At 35.6% G+C, this 17,041-nt stretch carries 13 protein-coding genes; 2 read left to right on the top strand and 11 right to left on the bottom strand.

Annotated elements, in window-relative coordinates; genetic code table 11:
- Nucleotides 1-256: 256 nt before the first annotated feature.
- The 6 genes from JF259_RS17610 to JF259_RS10280 all read right to left on the bottom strand — a co-directional run bounded on the left by JF259_RS17610 (nt 257) and on the right by JF259_RS10280 (nt 7,237).
- Nucleotides 257-406 carry a four helix bundle protein gene (locus JF259_RS17610; protein ID WP_233164218.1) on the bottom strand — a complete coding sequence of 50 codons (150 nt, stop codon included), beginning with the start codon at nt 404-406 and terminating at the stop codon, nt 257-259.
- A gap of 600 nt (nt 407-1,006) precedes the next feature.
- A complete protein-coding gene (gene rfbB, locus JF259_RS10300; RefSeq protein ID WP_199115238.1) occupies nt 1,007-2,014 on the bottom strand; it encodes a dTDP-glucose 4,6-dehydratase in 1,008 nt (335 codons plus the stop codon).
- Nucleotide 2,015: 1 nt separating this feature from the next.
- Nucleotides 2,016-3,095, bottom strand: coding sequence for a hypothetical protein (locus JF259_RS10295; protein WP_199115237.1), 1,080 nt, complete (start codon nt 3,093-3,095; stop codon nt 2,016-2,018).
- Nucleotides 3,096-3,108: 13 nt separating this feature from the next.
- Complete coding sequence (locus JF259_RS10290; RefSeq protein WP_199115236.1) at nt 3,109-4,797, bottom strand: DUF6909 family protein; 1,689 nt, start codon at nt 4,795-4,797, stop codon at nt 3,109-3,111.
- Nucleotides 4,798-4,836: 39 nt separating this feature from the next.
- On the bottom strand, nt 4,837-6,330 hold the full coding sequence (locus JF259_RS10285) for a GH3 auxin-responsive promoter family protein (protein WP_199115235.1): 1,494 nt from the start codon (nt 6,328-6,330) through the stop codon (nt 4,837-4,839).
- Between the two features lie 37 nt (nt 6,331-6,367).
- A complete protein-coding gene (locus tag JF259_RS10280; protein ID WP_199115234.1) occupies nt 6,368-7,237 on the bottom strand; it encodes a M23 family metallopeptidase in 870 nt (289 codons plus the stop codon).
- Nucleotides 7,238-7,555: 318 nt separating this feature from the next.
- Between JF259_RS10280 and tatA the strand changes: the two genes are divergently transcribed.
- Nucleotides 7,556-7,750 carry a twin-arginine translocase TatA/TatE family subunit gene (tatA, locus tag JF259_RS10275; protein ID WP_199115233.1) on the top strand — a complete coding sequence of 65 codons (195 nt, stop codon included), beginning with the start codon at nt 7,556-7,558 and terminating at the stop codon, nt 7,748-7,750.
- Nucleotides 7,751-8,067: 317 nt separating this feature from the next.
- Here the strand turns inward: tatA and JF259_RS10270 are convergent, their stop codons facing one another.
- The 4 genes from JF259_RS10270 to JF259_RS10255 form a co-directional block, all read right to left on the bottom strand.
- Nucleotides 8,068-9,048, bottom strand: coding sequence for a DUF4837 family protein (locus tag JF259_RS10270; RefSeq protein WP_199115232.1), 981 nt, complete (start codon nt 9,046-9,048; stop codon nt 8,068-8,070).
- A gap of 24 nt (nt 9,049-9,072) precedes the next feature.
- Nucleotides 9,073-10,617 (bottom strand): lytic transglycosylase domain-containing protein, encoded by a 1,545-nt coding sequence (locus JF259_RS10265; RefSeq protein WP_199115231.1) that lies wholly within the window; start codon nt 10,615-10,617, stop codon nt 9,073-9,075.
- 80 nt (nt 10,618-10,697) lie between these two features.
- The gene (locus JF259_RS10260; protein ID WP_199115230.1) at nt 10,698-11,885 is read right to left on the bottom strand and encodes a phosphoglycerate kinase; all 1,188 of its coding nucleotides are present in this window, start codon (nt 11,883-11,885) and stop codon (nt 10,698-10,700) included.
- Nucleotides 11,886-12,191: 306 nt separating this feature from the next.
- Nucleotides 12,192-13,040, bottom strand: coding sequence for a T9SS type A sorting domain-containing protein (locus tag JF259_RS10255; protein ID WP_199115229.1), 849 nt, complete (start codon nt 13,038-13,040; stop codon nt 12,192-12,194).
- A gap of 325 nt (nt 13,041-13,365) precedes the next feature.
- Here JF259_RS10255 and JF259_RS10250 point away from each other — a divergent pair, with 325 nt between their 5' ends.
- Nucleotides 13,366-14,520, top strand: a complete 1,155-nt coding sequence (locus tag JF259_RS10250; protein ID WP_199115228.1) for a DNA polymerase III subunit — start codon at nt 13,366-13,368, stop codon at nt 14,518-14,520.
- A 121-nt stretch (nt 14,521-14,641) separates the two neighbouring features.
- Here JF259_RS10250 and JF259_RS10245 read toward each other — a convergent pair whose 3' ends face one another.
- Nucleotides 14,642-16,996, bottom strand: a complete 2,355-nt coding sequence (locus tag JF259_RS10245; RefSeq protein ID WP_199115227.1) for a TonB-dependent receptor plug domain-containing protein — start codon at nt 16,994-16,996, stop codon at nt 14,642-14,644.
- Nucleotides 16,997-17,041 lie beyond the last annotated feature (45 nt).

Raw genomic sequence — 17,041 nt, 5'->3', positions numbered from 1 at the left:
AAAAACGCTCTTGAAATTCGAATAAGGATAGGCTTTTGAATCTTTGCTCCATAAGTTTATGTATTTATCCCTTGAATTTACTCATATTATTAATATTTACAAAACGCCTAAGTCGATAAAATAAATTGAATGTTCCTAATGTGTCATAATATAAAAAACACTGTTTTGTCATTCCGATATTTCGACAAGCTCAACACAAGCTTTGGAGGAATCTCTTTGATTATCAAAAGATGCTTCACTTCCATTTCGACTTCGCTCAATGTCCGTTCTGAATGACAGTGCGTAAACTGACATTCATTAAAATAAATACGTTTATTATATCTTCCGTTTCATCAATATAATTCAATCGCGCAGCAATTTCAACCTGAGTTTCTACTTCCGAGAGCGATCCTAATGCAATATACAGAAATCTAGTAAATTCCTTGTTGTCCTTTTTACCGGCACCTTCAGCAATGTTAGATGGTATTCAAACTAAAACACGGCGTAATTGAATGGTTAATCCAAAAACCTTCATTTGACGGGAATTGTTCTGTCAAGTCATAAATCGCAACCATCAAATCCATGGATTCCTGCCAAACCTTTAAATCTTTATGCGATTGTATGCTACTCACTAAATTCCAAGTATTTCTACCAATAACTATAAAACTTTACCTATTGTGCTTTTTGAGTCAAACTAGTTTCAAAAAATAACTCGAACCCACCTATTTTAGTGAAACTAAACAATATTTATTCATTTCTTTTGCTTGTCCAAAAGAAACGAATCAAAGAAAAAGACACTTTTTCGGTAGGAATTTTTCAGCTCTAGCCGAAAACCATTTGACAAACTCCGCGTCGCCATGCTCCTGAATCTCGGAGTTTTGTCTGCATTATTCTTACGAAAAAGGACGACTTAGCTCTACTTTATTCTTCGATTTTAAATAGAATTGACAAAATTTTATCGAAATGCCCAACGGGTAACCTTATCTCCTCTTAACTTTCTAACCTTATCACTTTATAACTTTTTAACCTACGTAGTATATTTCTCCACATACCACTCAACCGTTTTTCTAATTCCTGTTTCAAAATGCTCATCAGCTTTCCAACCCAACTCCTCTTCTATTTTTGACGCATCAATGGCATACCTAAAGTCATGTCCGGGTCTATCCTTAACAAAAGAAATTTGTTCTTTATACGACGCTTCTTTAGGCATAATCTCATCCAGAATATCACAAATAGTGTTGACAATATACAAATTGTCCCGTTCATTCTTACCTCCTATATTATAGGTCTCACCCCCTTTTCCTTTGTAAAATGCAAGATCAATGCCTTTACAGTGATCCATAACGTATAACCAATCCCGGATGTTTTTTCCATCACCATAAACGGGAATAGGGTCTCCCAAAAGCGCTTTTCTTATAACAGTTGGAATCAATTTTTCGTCATGTTGTTTGGGCCCGTAATTATTGGAACAATTTGTTGTAACTACTGGCATACCATAGGTGTGATAATAACTGCGCACTATAAAATCCGACGACGCCTTAGAGGCACTATAGGGACTGTTAGGGGCATAGGCTGTTTCCTCCGTAAATAGTCCTGTATTCCCTAAACTCCCATAAACCTCATCGGTTGAAATATGATGAAACCGGCATTGCTCATATCCTTTTTTAAAGACATGGGGTGCCTGCATCCAATACATTTTTGCCACATCCAATAGCGTAAAGGTTCCAAAGACATTGGTCTTTATAAATGCATCTGGCTTATCAATAGAATTATCGACATGCGACTCTGCCGCGAAATGGATAACCCCTTTAAAATCGTGAACCTTAAAAAGTGCTTCTAATAAATGCCTATCACAAATATCCCCTTTAACAAAGGTATATCGTTTATCATCACTGACTTCCCTTAAATTAGAAAGTGCACCGGCATAGGTGAGCTTATCTATATTTACAATATTAACATGCTGATGCGCCTTTAAAAAATAGGGTATAAAATTAGACCCTATAAACCCGGCGCCACCAGTTATTAAAAGTGTCATGTTATTTTGTTTTCAAGAGATTGCTTTGCTTTTCTAGGTATTTACCAATACCTATGAATGTAAATATCGATAGGGTAATTGCAAATAAAATTATTGGAATTAAATACTTCATTTTATTATACCATTCCCTTATATCATAACCAGTGCCTGGAAAACCTGCCAAGACATTAATAACATTTTTTTGCTCAACAAGACTTTTATTCACCTGTCTCCTTTGTTCTTCTAGCTCTAGGCGCTTTTCAATAATTTTAGACTCATCAACTAGCAAATTACTAGATTCAGCATTACCCATATACAAATTCGTACCTGCTCCCGGAACAGGTTCTTTATCAGATTCATTAACTCTTATCTTTAAATATGCATTGACTAATGAATCTGTCTTCTTTACTTGTGTGGCAAGCGCCTCTTCCTTCTTTTCTAAATTATCTTTGTTTACCTCAACCAACTCGTTTAAATAAAGGTTATCTGAGATTTGTGCCGCAAACGTTTTTTCTATTTTTTTATAGATGGCTTTATCGGTTGCAGCGACTCCTATTTGATGAATTTTATAATTAAACGGTGTTAGCGATTCTTTATATCTATCATAAGTCATTTCCATACGCGATAAAGAATCCAACTTAGAATAAAATGCTGAATACTTCTCGGCAATGTCATTTTCATTCAAGTCCGGTTGGATATAAAACCCCTTTAATTTAGCAGCCTCATTAGTTGAGATCCCTAAGCGTTTTCCCAATTCCACACTATCTTTATCGACATTAGCTAATTGATGGAATTGCTTTATATTCTCATACACCTGACGGGCAGAGTTAAAATTGGTCTCAACAAACATATTGGCACCATAGAGTTTTTCTGACTTCATATCTATAACAAAACCTACCACCACTCCTATAATAACAGCTCCTGCATACCAAACAAATCGCTTATAGAAATGAATTAACAACAGTAGTACAACACTGTAAATGCCAATAAAAATACTCGCTATAAACTTAAAAAAACGATCGAATGCATTCCCTATTAGTTTAAATAATTGTCCCAAATCGACTTCTTCAGATTGCTGGGGTTGTGGCAATTCTTTACTCATACTTCTTTCTTTTTTAATTTAAAATTTGTTCTAATATATTTCTGGTTATTACATAGGTTGGTTTAACTCCTGAGGTCCCTAAGCCTCCCGATGCCAAAGTACTCCCTGTTTCTAACGGATTATCACTCGCATAATAGGCATAACGCACTTTCACATCGGGGCCAATATTACCTCTTATTTTTGAGGCTGCCTGAATGGCTTTTTGGTAATGTGCCCCTTCCATCTCCAAGCCAATTACTTGCCAAGTGGAATTGTAAAAAAACTTCAATATGTCCTTGTTTTGCAACGAGGTTCCTAAAACAGTGATCATAGTGCCTTCGCAAACATCGACACCCTCACATACCACATCTTCCTTTTTTAGCTCATTTTTGAAAGGGTAATTATCTGCGGTGCCTTCAAAAATATGTGCTGAGGGGATCATAATATCGCCTTTTTTTCCTTCTAAAATACCAGCTTTCCCCATAACGGATATAGATTCGACATTCAAGTGTATTTTTTCACCATTCACTTCGTAAGGCTTTAAAAGCTCATCCATGGTTTCATACGCTTGTTCTCCAAACGCATAATCCATGACTAAAATAATCGGTTTTTTTGATTTTAACAGTGTTTCATCTACATTAACATCCAATTTGGAAATATCCAACTTACTGGCATCAAAAATCTGTACATCAATATTGGTTCCGGACCTGTCTTTTATATAGTACATCCCTTTTTGCAAAGCTTCCTTGGTTACCTTTTCGCGAAGGTTTCCATTTTTATTATGGCTTAAGGCTTCATACACGTCAAAAATATCCTTCTTAGAAGCCAATGCCTTTAGAGCATTTGGAGCAAATACGGTATTCATAACACTGTGCATATTAGCACTAATGATATGAATAGGTCTCTCTAATATATTATTTTTATAAAGTACATCCTTTATGTTGTCTGCCCAAATTTCACCATGAATATGGTGCCCTATACGCTCCCGTAACATAGGGCTGAAAGTCACGGTACGCTTATCGTTGTTTAGTTGTTCTTCAATAGCTAATTTTCCCAACCAGTATACAATATGGAGCAAACGTTCGGGTTGTGCTTTAGTAGCAAACTTTGAATAGACTTCACTTATTTCACTAAATGTCCTCCCTAAAATACTAGCGGTATGTGTAATGGCTATTTCTCTTGCCTCCTGTGTTAACTTCTTGGCCTCTAAAACTCCTTTTTCCAATTTTTTCCAATCACGCGTAGTCGTTCCTGCCTCATCTATCAGTACTCGACTGCTTATTTTATGAGACTCAACAAATAAAAAGGTAAGATGGGTTAAGATATCATAAATCTCTGAGCGCCCTCTTGTTATCTCAATATTCATCTGCTCATTATCTATTCTATAACAGTTACGGCGTCTCTTTTCCGGAATGATGGGTTTAAAGTGTGAATTAGAGTAGCCTTCATCACTTGTTAAATTGATAAACTTACACTCTTCTATTCCCCTTGGCAATCTATCAATTACATAGAGAAGCCCCTCTAACTCCGCTTTTTGATCGCCTATGGAGCCATATATTTCTGGACGCAACAATAATAGCGCCTCACGTAAGGTTTCTCCCGAAATCCCCATAGGCTTATAAAAGCCCCTATTAAACAAATGACGCATGGTTATGTACATCCTTTCGATAGCCCCAGAACTTTCTTGGGCACGTGTTCTATCATGATGTTTTTGATTGCTCATTTGTCTTCTTTTTCGGATGCAAAGATAGCATTATTTCACCTAAACTAACTGTGAAAATTCATCGACTATTTTTCTATCATTCGATAGTCGCGGCATTTTATTCTGCCCTCCTAACTTACCAACAGACTTCATATAGTCCTGAAATCCGTCCTTTTTCACTTTGGTGATTTTTAGCGGTTGCAATACCTTCCCTTTTATTAAATCGAAATAATAACTGTTTTGCTTTTGAAGGGATGTGTCAATTCGTTTTGCAAACGCCTGTAAGTCTTCAGGTTCGTTTTCAAACTCTACAAACCACTCATGGAAAGGCAACCCTTCTTTCGGATTTATTTGAGGCGCCACGGTAAATTCTGATACACGAACCGAAGTGTTTAATATAGCCTCCTGAATGGCTTGCTCTACTTCTTTACCAATAACGTGCTCTCCAAATGCTGAAATAAAATGTTTAATACGCCCTGAAACGATAACTCTATAGGGTTTTATTGAGGTAAATTCTACGGTATCTCCAATGTTATAGGCCCATAGCCCAGCATTGGTAGAAATGATCATGACGTAATTGACGCCCAATTCTACGTCTTTTATTGTAATGCGCTTAGGGTTTTCATTATAAAACTCGTCAGCTTTGATAAACTCATAAAAAATACCAGAATTTAACTGTAACAGCATCCCTCTTTCATTTTGCTTATCTTGAAAAGCAAAAAACCCCTCACTGGCAGGATACAATTCAATGCTATCGACTGGTCGCCCTATAAGATTCTCGAATTTAGCACGATAGGGCTCGTAGTTTACACCGCCAAAAATGAACAAATTGAAATTTTTAAAGATCTCACCTACTTTCTTTCCTGTTTTTTGCTGTAGTTTTTCAAAATACATCTGCACCCAAGAAGGAATCCCAGAAATAACTGTCATGTTTTCTGGCAAGGTCTCTTCTACAACCGCATCGACCTTGGTTTCCCAATCTTCAATACAGTTGGTTTCCCAGGAAGGCAACCTGTTTTTTTGAAGGTATTTAGGGACATAATGCGCCACAATACCAGAAAGCCGCCCTAACTGAATACCGTTTTGCTCCTTAAGTATAGGACTGCCTTGTAAAAAAATCATTTTCCCATCTACAAAACGGCTATTCCCCGTTTCGTGGATATACATCAAAATAGCATTCCTAGCTGCCTCTACATGACTGGGCATGCTTTCCTTGGTTATCGGAATGTATTTTGCTCCTGAAGTGGTTCCAGATGTTTTTGCAAAATACAATGGTTTGCCCGGCCAAAGTATATTTTCACTTCCTTCTACAACTAATTCTACATACGATTTTAAACCTTCATAATCTTTAACGGGCACACGCTTTACAAAGTCTTCATAAGTGTTAATGCTTATAAAATCATGGTCTTTGCCAAATTGGGTAGATACGGCTTTCGCTATTAAATCTTGAAAGACTTTCTCCTGCGTCTCAACAGGACTATTAGCCCATTTTTGAATACGCTTGTAGATTTTTTTTGCAAATGGTTTTGCTAAAGCTGATTTTAATGATAGCATCTATATTACAATTCTTATTTTTAACGGTTTGGAGTAACTATTCAAAATCTATAAAGTTAGTTGGATTAATGGGATAACCGTCATTCCACAATTCAAAATGTAGATGTGGTCCAGTGGAGAATTCGCCTGTATTTCCGGCCGTTGCAATAACCTCTCCTGCTTTAACCAAATCGCCTTGCTCTTTGGTTAAAGAGGCATTGTGCTTGTATACCGATATTAAACCATAGCTATGCTCTAAAATAATTACATAGCCAGTACTTGCCGTCCACTCCGAAAAAATAACCACGCCATCGGCCGTGGCTTTTATTGGTGTGTCTTTCGCTACTACCAAATCGACAGCATAATGCTTGTCCTCTAAATTATAAGGCTCACTAATAACTCCCTTAACTGGAGGGAACAATATAAAGTTTGCTGCCGATGTTGCCGACTCAAATAAATTGTATTTATCTTCTTTGTCTACTTTTTCCCGTAACAACGAATCTTCTATAATGGGATTTAAATCGACTTCGCTTATCTCCAATTTCACAGCCTCGACGATGGAGTCTTTATTAAAATCTAAAGCACTTACATCGCCTTTTAACACTTTCTTAATGGATTCGTAATAACGTTCGTTCATAGTAATAACTTGTTGTAACGAATCTGTTTTATAATTTAACTCCGTGGCTTTCTTTTTTAAAGCTGTAGAAGAATAACCTGGAATATATTCTCTAAGAGGGGTAAATGCAATTAACAAAGAGGTTGCTACTACTAAAAAAATAGCAATCAATGAGGCAAAAACAAAAACATTTAAACGCGATAACTTAAACGAAAGACGCTCTTCAAAGGTATCTTCATTTAGTATTACCAACCTGTATTTAGCCAGTAACTTTCGTCTTATTCTTTTTTGGACTCTTTTTTTTTCCTTCATGCGATCACAAAAATAAAGAATTTCTTGAAACGAATTACCCTTGAAGCAGAGCCATAGAGGTATTTCGCTTGTTTCATTTTAACCCGTTAGGACAAAAACGATCCCAAAAGCTTTCGGGACTGTTATTTAGCCCCCTGTCTTCAAGGGAGTGGCCATTTCTTCTATAATTCCAAGGCTTTACCTCGGGAATTTCTTTTCTACCAATTAAAATTCTTGTAAGGCGTATTCTCTTTATACTAAAGTTCTAATACATAATCCTAGTTAAAACGAGTTTATTAAACTTTAATTATTAACTTTGTGACATCAAATAAATACATTATGAGTTTATATACGTTACCATTAGCGATTGGAGCCCCACAAATTATATTAATTGTGGTTGTTGTTTTATTATTATTTGGAGGAAAAAAAATACCAGAATTAATGCGTGGTTTAGGTAGCGGCATTAAAGAATTTAAAGACGCTAGTAAAGAAGAGGGCTCTAAGAAACCATCTAAAGAAGATAACAAAGAATAAAAAATATTCGCTTGTTTATAACAAAAGCCAACATGGTCTCCATGTTGGCTTTTGTTATATATACATGTACTCACAACCATCCGAAAGATGGCTACGCTTTTAGATTTAAGAAATTAGACTGGTTTATTTTCGGCAAGTTAAAACTTCTGTCTTTTTAAAAAGTAGCTTTTATTCACGAAAAGATAAATTCGTTAGAAGGTATCATGTTATGCAAAACAGAAAAGTCCAAAGTATTGATATTCAATTTGTCTTTTGTCTAATAGTGAAACGGTCTTCTTCAAAAGTTTTGGAGGCTATGACCTGTACTAAAGAAAGATTTAATCTATCTTAACAGACTTAATTATGGCATCCAGTTCAAACATATAATTTCGTTTATCCACTGAGGGTGCAAACACAAAACCTTCTACAACCACCCATCTATTATTTTTCTTGTCCTCTATCGCATAATTTACATAAGGTCCTGCCATAAATCCGCCCTTCATATCCCATAATCCTTTCGTTTCCAAAGTAGGTTTGTTATCTAAAATTATTTCTGCGTGGAACGGCGTATACGCATTTTCGGTAACCATATAGTTTTTTTTCGGATCTGGCCCAGGTATATGTTTTTGTCCTATAGAATCCCTAATTTTTATAATTTGATTTATAATACTATCGTTTCGCTTTATCGCATTATAAGGCAATTCATAAACCAACAAATTGGTGCTTCCCGTTGTAATGTCTTTACGGATCCAAAAAAAATTACCTTCTTCTTTTGCTATTCTAAAAACTGAAGGAAACTTAAGATTTACTCCCATTTTTTCCTTCATCGCTTTATTCTTATGCAAAGCCTTAGCTATACGCCGCTGTAGCTCTTTTAATTCCTCCTTTTTAAATTCTTCTAATATTTTATCTGAATTTGTGTCAATAACCTCAATAAGCGCTTCCTTGGTTGGCCCAGAAACAACAATTACTTTTTGGGGCTTTGCGTATACATCTTTTACAATTTTCAGTCCTGCTACTTTCCCTAATTCTATTTTTAAAAGCGTTCTGTTTCTAGTTACAAAACCAGAAAAAACACTTGGGGGAATTTGGCTGATAACAAATGTTGGCTCGTCTTGCGGTAAACCATAAATGGTTGTTGTAAGCACTTTTCGTATGGCTTCACCAACGCTACCACCCCACATCTCGTTATCTATAACAACTGAGACTTGATTGATATTGCTTGATGAATCCAAAAGTGTTTTTTGACTTTTGGAATTAGAATCAAGGCAAGATATAACAAGCAACAATCCTAATATCGCTATAAAAATGTTTCGCATTGTGATTTCGATTTAAATAGGAACTTAACCTTTCGATATTTTCAGCTTCATTCCCGGTTTTAACTTTGTCCCACTAATATCGTTCCAATCTTTAATATTTTGTACAGAAACTCCTGAAAATTTTTGAGAAATACTCCACAATGAATCGCCTTCTTTAACAGTATAAATTGTTACATTGCCTGTAAGTTTTGATTTTGTCGTTACAGTAGCCGATGGGATATACTGTTTTCTTGGGTATATGGTTAATCGTTGCCCTATTCTTAAATCATTGCTTCTTAAGCCGTTCCACTGTTTTATTTGGCTTACACGCACACCATAACGTCTAGATATTTTGCCCAAATAATCACCTGCTTTTACTTTATATCGAATTCTACTATCATTATTAAAGAACTGTGGCAACGGTTTTTCACGTGTATCAAATTCAGCTTTGGCAAATGCGTATATCTCTTTTTCATTATTTACAAACCCTCCCACTACGTCATTAGGCAGTCTCAAAACATAATTCTTCCCTTTTATAATTGGAATGATATCCAGCTTATAAGAGGGGTTTAAAAACTGTAATGCTTCAATAGGTGTACCGGTTACTTCGGAGACCTGATCTAATGTTATCATTTGTTTTACCCGCACCGTATCGGTTTCAAAATAGGCGAACTCTGGCTTTATACGTTTGAACCCATGCGCATCTGCGTATTCAAAAATATACATGGTTGCTAAAAATGCAGGTAAATATCCTGCCGTTTCCCTTGGTAAGTTATGTCGTATATTCCAATAATTTTGATAGCCACCAGATCGCCTTATAGCTTTTGTTACATTTCCGGGTCCCGAATTATATGCCGCTAACGCTAAATCCCAATCGCCAAATATTTCATATAATTTGGACAGGTATTTAGTAGCTGCCTTCGTAGATTTTATTGGGTCACAACGCTCGTCAACATAGCTACTCACATCTAAGTCATACATCTTACCTGTAGCAAACATAAACTGCCATAAACCAGTTGCACCAACCCTGGATTTAGCTCGCGGTTTTAATGCGGATTCTACTATGGCCAAATATTTTATTTCCAAGGGAATGCCTTGATTATCTAACTCCCTTTCAAACAATGGAAAGTAAAAGGTACTTAAAGTTATCAGTTTTTGTAATGTTTCCCTACGATTTTTCAAATACGACTTAATAACACTTTCTAGAGATGGGTTATAAGCCACATTAAAAGGTGTTTTCGCATCTAACTCCTTTAACCTTGCCTTTAGCGTGTCTGTTGGTAATTCTGGGTAGTCAACGGCTTCAAAAGTCAGATCTGTAACCGACTTATAAATGGTATCAAATAACGTATTGCTGTAGAGTTCCTCATACCATTTCTTATCTATGACAGCAAGCTCTTGAATGTCTGCCATATCCTTTACTGAAGTACTGTCTGCAACCGCCGGAATTTGCTTTTTTACATTTAAATCTCCGTCAATTATTGAATCTACAGCGCTCTTTTTAAGTTGTTGGGGAATAGAATCCTGTACTTGGGCAAAGCCAACATAAAATGTACTTAAAAATAGTAATGAAAGAAAAAATTTAGCCATACCTGTCGTTTCGATTACTTTTGGAACGATGATACGGCTAAATTCGTATATTTTATGGTAATTTAAAAACTAAATGGGTGTTATTCCAAAATAGCGGCAATCCCTGGCAGTGTTTTCCCTTCCAAGCTTTCTAACATAGCACCGCCTCCCGTGCTTACATAACTCACTTTATTTTCAAATCCAAATTGCTTTACAGCCGCTACAGAATCTCCACCGCCAACTAACGAGAAAGCGCCGTTTTTGGTTGCTTCGGCAATTGAATTACCTAATTCAATGGTTCCCCCTGCAAAGCTCTCCATTTCAAAAACACCTAATGGGCCATTCCAAAGTATGGTTTTAGATTGCAATACGACTTCGTGAAATTGTTCTCTTGACTTTGGCCCAGCATCCACGCCTTCCCATCCTTCAGGAATGTTACGAATGTCTACTACTTGGGTATTGGCATCATTACTAAAAGCATCGGCAGCAATAACATCTACCGGAATATGTACTTGTACGTTCTTCGCTTCGGCTTGTTTTAATATATCTAAAGCAAGTTCCATTTTATCGTCTTCGCATATAGAATTCCCAATTGATCCTCCTTGTGCTTTAATAAAGGTAAAGGCCATACCACCGCCGATAATCAAATGGTCTACCTTATCAAGAATATTTTCAATAATAGTGATCTTAGACGACACTTTAGCGCCTCCTAAAATAGCAAGAATCGGTTTTTCCCCTGTTTCCATCACTTTATTGATACTCTCTATTTCTTGTGCCAATAAGCTTCCAAAGCATTTATCTTCTGGAAAGAATTGTGCGACTATAGTTGTGGAAGCATGTGCCCTATGTGCTGTTCCAAAAGCGTCATTAACATAAATATCACCTAATTTAGAAAGTTGTTCGGCAAACACCTTGTCCCCAGCTGTCTCCTCCTTATGAAATCTTAAATTCTCTACTAATAAAATTTCTCCAGGCTGTAAAGCAGCAGCGGCAGCTTCAGCCTTTTCACCAACACATTGGTCTACAAATTTTACTTCAACACCTAATATATCTTCTACCTTAGCTACAATATGACGTAATGAAAACGCATCTTGAACACCTTTTGGGCGCCCTAAATGCGACATTAAAATACAGCTTCCCCCATCTTCTAGAATCTTTACGATTGTTGGCTTTGCCGAAACAATACGCGTCGCATCGGTTACTTCGAAGTTTTCATTTAATGGTACATTAAAATCAACACGGATCAATGCTTTCTTATTTTCAAAATTAAAGTCGCTAAGTGTTTTCATTCGTTTAAATTTTAGTAATTATTTTGACTATATGTTAATTATAAAATTAAGAACGAATGTAAGCTCTCGCAGCACTCGTTCTCACATTAAAAATTTTAAATATTACTTTTGTGAAGACATTTTTAAAATTTTTAATGTTCGTTTCATTCGTTTAAATTTTTATTATTTTATAGGTCGGATGTGATGATTCACATCTTATTTGTTAATATAAGGCTTTGGGATTGCAAATATAAATTAAGAATCCGAGTAACTTAATAAAAAATTACTCGGATTCTTAAATTGTTGTATATAAAGTGACTTAAACTTTTACTTCTTAATTATCTTTAAGCTTTGCGATATTGTTCCGGATGTTATTTTTGCTATATAAATGCCACTTGGGTAAGTTGATAAGTCTATCTCCATGCTCGTCGAATGACCTTTTTTACGAAATAATTCCTTTCCCAAAATATTATAAACAGTAACATTATCCAATACTGTGTTCGCTCTAAACGTCACTTGACCTTCTGTTGGGTTAGGCCCAAACGAAAAACCTTCGATCGCATCGTACTTTGAAGATAAGGTAGCTGTTTCAATTTGAAAATCATCAAACCCTAAATAGGCATTTCCATTTTGATACACGATCAAACGCATACGCGCATGCTCATGTCCTGAAGGTATATTGTGCTTAATTTCTTTCCACCCTTGGGAATTATACCTGCCATTTTGGTTTGTTTTAAAAATATCCTCCTTGTAATCGTAAGCATTCCATTCAGTATCATCATTATAGGCGACTTCATAACGTATATAGTCTCCTGAATCTAAACCTACATAATGTACTCGAAAGGATATTTCTGCCGGCAAACCATTTAGATTAACAGCATTGAACATAAGAATATGTTCTGGTGAAGCTTCCCCTGTTACTACTTCTGAATAGGCATTATCCAAGTCACGACCGGCAATATAGGACGTTCCAGAAAAAGCCCTAGCTATCCTGCCGTTTGCTTTGGATAACTTTCCCCAAATATCGGTACCATTGTTTTTTGAATAAAACGGAATATTAGATGTGTAGTCCCAAGTATCTTTATTGCTATTGTCAAAGCCCTGTTTTGAAACCTGTGCTTTTAAAACAAACGAACTGGCAACCAAAATACATAAGATTAATGTAGTCTTGTTCATAACATTTTAATTTAAACAACTAAAACAGAATAGATTAATGAGGGATTCAAATCTAAAATAAAATCGAACTAAAGCCTTACAAACTCGATAATCGGCTAGGATTTTAGTCTTAATGCATTATTTAGAGACTGTTTAAATTCCACCTTTTGGTTTTGTTATGCCCCTTTTTTCACCACTTTTCGTTATGAAAACCCTCATTTAGCGCTGCTAAACTCCGGTTTTAAAGCCTTAATTGGCAAAAAAATGACCTATAACAAATTTCAAAAACGAATTTTAAACAGTCTCTTAATGTGTAATCTTTTATGAATTCGGTTATATTTGCCCTATGTTGTTTTCAGAAATTATCGGACAAGAGCACATAAAAGCACATCTCATTCAAAGTGCTGAGAATAATCGTATTCCACATGCACAGTTGTTTGTTGGTCCCGAAGGAAGTGGCACCTTACCTACAGCTATTGCGTATGCTCAATATCTTTTGTGCAATAACACTGAAGGAGAAAATCTTAATGGGAACGAATCGTGCAACTTAAAGTTTAAAAACTTTTCACATCCAGATCTACATTTTGCCTTTCCTGTTACAACGAGTAGTAAAGCCAAAAGCCATCCAGTTTCTAGCCATTATATGGAAGAATGGCGGCAATTACTAAAAGAGCAACCTTACGGTAATTTATTTGATTGGTACAAACTGTTGGGTGTTGATAACAAACAAGGGCAAATAGGTGTAGACGAAGCTCAGGATATTGTAAAATCATTATCCTTAAAATCCTACGAAGGCGGCTATAAAGTTATGCTTATATGGATGGCTGAAAAAATGAACACAGCCTGTGCCAATAAGCTTTTAAAACTTATTGAAGAACCTCCAAATAAAACGATTTTTATTCTCATTGCTGAAGATGAAGAACAAATAATAAACACCATTAGATCGCGTTGCCAGGTATTGCATTTCCCCCCACTGGCCGAAAACGCAGTAAAGCAAGCCTTAATTGATAAATATACTCTAGAGGATGCTATTGCAACTAAGATTGCACACCAAGCCAATGGCAATTTTAACAAGGCTTGTGATCTTGTGTATCAAGATTCTGAAGACCTGCAATTCGAAACCTGGTTTATTTTCTGGATTCGCAGTGCTTTTAAGGCCAAGGGCAATAAAGCGGCTATACATGATCTTATTTCGTGGAGCGAGGATATTGCTAAAACCGGTCGTGAGACCCAAAAGCAGTTTTTACACTTTTGCTTGGATTTTTTTAGGCAAGCACTGTTATTAAATTACAATGCTACAGATCTTGTTTATTTAGAAACGAAAACAGACAAATTTAAACTGGAAAATTTTGCGCCTTTTGTTCATAACAACAATATTTTAGAAATAAACCAAGAGCTACAAGACGCCATTTACCATATTGAGCGTAACGGGAATTCGAAAATTATTTTAACCGATTTATCTATAAAACTAACCCGCTTACTCCATAAAAAATCAGTTTAGGCTATAGCAAATAGACTATGAACTTCTCATTCCAGCTCTGCTATGCAACTTAAAAATGCCTTCCATCAAGCTCAAAATAGCTAATTTTCACATCAATCAAAAAAGTCAAGATGAGTTCTATTTAAAATTCAACTCTAAAAACAAGATTTGGTGTTAAACCAACAGACGTTTTATTAATTTCACGAAGCACCTGGCTATCATCAGTATTACTTTGACGTTTCTCATATTTTCTGCTCAAAGTGTTTTTCTCATTATAAACATTTAATACGGAAACACCTATTTTACCTTTCCAACTTTCTTTTTTAGACATGTTAAATTTATAGGTAGCTGAAACATCAAGCCGGTGGTAGTTTGGTAATCGCGCTCCATTGGTTTCTTCAAAATCAATAACGGGTCCATCTGGAGTATCTCTAAGCCCACTCGCTTTTGTATAAGGGATTCCTGTTCTTACATTCCAACCCAAGGAGACATTGATGTTTTCCCATTCATAGGTATGCGACCATGTAAAATGATGCGTTATATCTGCATTTCCAGAGAAAGCATCCCCATCGTTAATGTTACCAAATGTGAAATCATTATTCATTAAAGAATAACTTAACCATGTTCTATAGTCCTGAATTTTCTTCTTTAACAACACATCCAAGCCCAAGACCTTACTCTTCCCCTTTGAGAAAAAATCATCAATATTATCAAAACCCAGCGTAAAGGACGTTAACCCATTTATCTTCTTAAAATAACCTTCTACATCGATATGCCAGCCATTCTTATTAAAAACAAATCCTGAAGTAAGCTGCATACTTTCTAGCACTGGTATTTCGTCGCCATCGGATAGTACCCAAATTTGGTTTTCCAACCCAAATTCCTGCGTATTAAATTCAACAACCTGGCTTACAGACTGATGCAATCTCTCACCTGAAACCTTAAATTTTAAATTGTTGAACAATTTCGTTTCCATTTGAAATCGCGGTTCAACAAATAGCTTATTCAATACCGAAAAGTGATTCGCTCTTAAACCAACATTTAACAACCATTTATTCGATCTTTTAAATTTATAATCGGCATAAACAACATGACTATTATTCGTTTCAATATTTGATTCATTAAAATTATTCTCTGGCTCTTCACTATCTTGAAACTCTAAAGCATACTTAACCTGATTAGAAGCAAATTGATAACCGAAACCAAGTGTGATTGTTGAATTAACAATCCAATTAGTGTCGAACGCTAACCCTAAATCATCAATTTTATTTTGCTTATCCAATCGATCATTAAATTCGTCGGTAATACTGTTACTACCTATGTATTCCAAATCAAAACCCGAATAATAGGCGTTAATGGTATGCGAAAAAGCTTTATTGTAGTTGTGATGCCACTTTATACTCGATCCTTGATTTTTAATATCTAATTGATCTCGTGAAGCTTCATTATAGTCCTCAATTAAAAATCCATAATCTAATTTATTCTTGGTAAACAGGTTACTAATTAAAATAGTATTGTTATCATTTGGTTTCACGATGGCTTTAACCGTGAAATCCGTGAAATAAAATAGATCCTTGGTTGTCGTTACCTCATCATCTTCAAACACTTTATTGCCTTCAGATATTTTTGTTTCCTGAAACACCCGCTTTGATAAATTCCTAAATGTTTCTGTATCCAAAATATCGGTAAAAGATCGCCTAGCAGATACCATTATTGCTGTTTTAGCACTTACTGGAACTTTTAAATGCGCATCGGCATGTGTCATATTAAACCCAGCTCCCCCTTCTATTTTTTTGGGAATCTTGTTATCTGAAGTAATATCGACAACACCGGATATCCGATTTCCATAACGTGCTTTTGTGCCATTTTTATATAACTTCACCTCCTCTGTTATATAAGGGTTTAATGCTGATATTGTTCCAAAAAAATGTCCTGAATAATACATCTTAATACCATCCCATAGTACTAAATTCTGATCTGGGGTACCGCCTCTTATAAATAATCCAGATGCAGTTTCTGTAGGACTTTGCACGCCTGGAAGCATTTGAATACTTTGTAAAACATCTGGTTCTGTTAGTCCTGGTAAAATACCTAACTTTTCTGGTAATAAAGAAACGGATGTATCTTCATTTTCCTTACTTATACCGGTAGTTAAATACTCTTTAATGTAGACTTGCTGTAAATGTTGTGTGTCTGTTAAACTCCGTTTGCTAACCTTCTTTACTATATAATAGCGTTCTGATTCTTTTTTAAAACGAATGTTTATCTGAGCTTCAATAGCAAATAATAGCTCAAGTAATGTGGCATCATCTATATTTAAGTTGACAAATTGATCATTGACTATTTCTGAATTATAGGAGAATTTAATATTGAACTTGGTTTCTAAATCTGCAAAGACGGTATTTAAAGCCGTATTGGAATAGTTTACTGTTGCCTTTTCTTGAGACATTCCAAAAAACGTAACAAATAATAAGGGAATTGCTAGTTTGTATTTCATTTAGGCCATTGGTTCATTCAAATAACACCTTAAATTTAAGATAAT

It is taken from the genome of Snuella sedimenti, assembly GCF_016428595.1.
GTDB lineage: Bacteria > Bacteroidota > Bacteroidia > Flavobacteriales > Flavobacteriaceae > Snuella > Snuella sedimenti.
The sequence above is the reverse complement of the archived record's forward strand: the minus strand, read 5'-3'. Positions and strand labels throughout refer to the sequence as shown.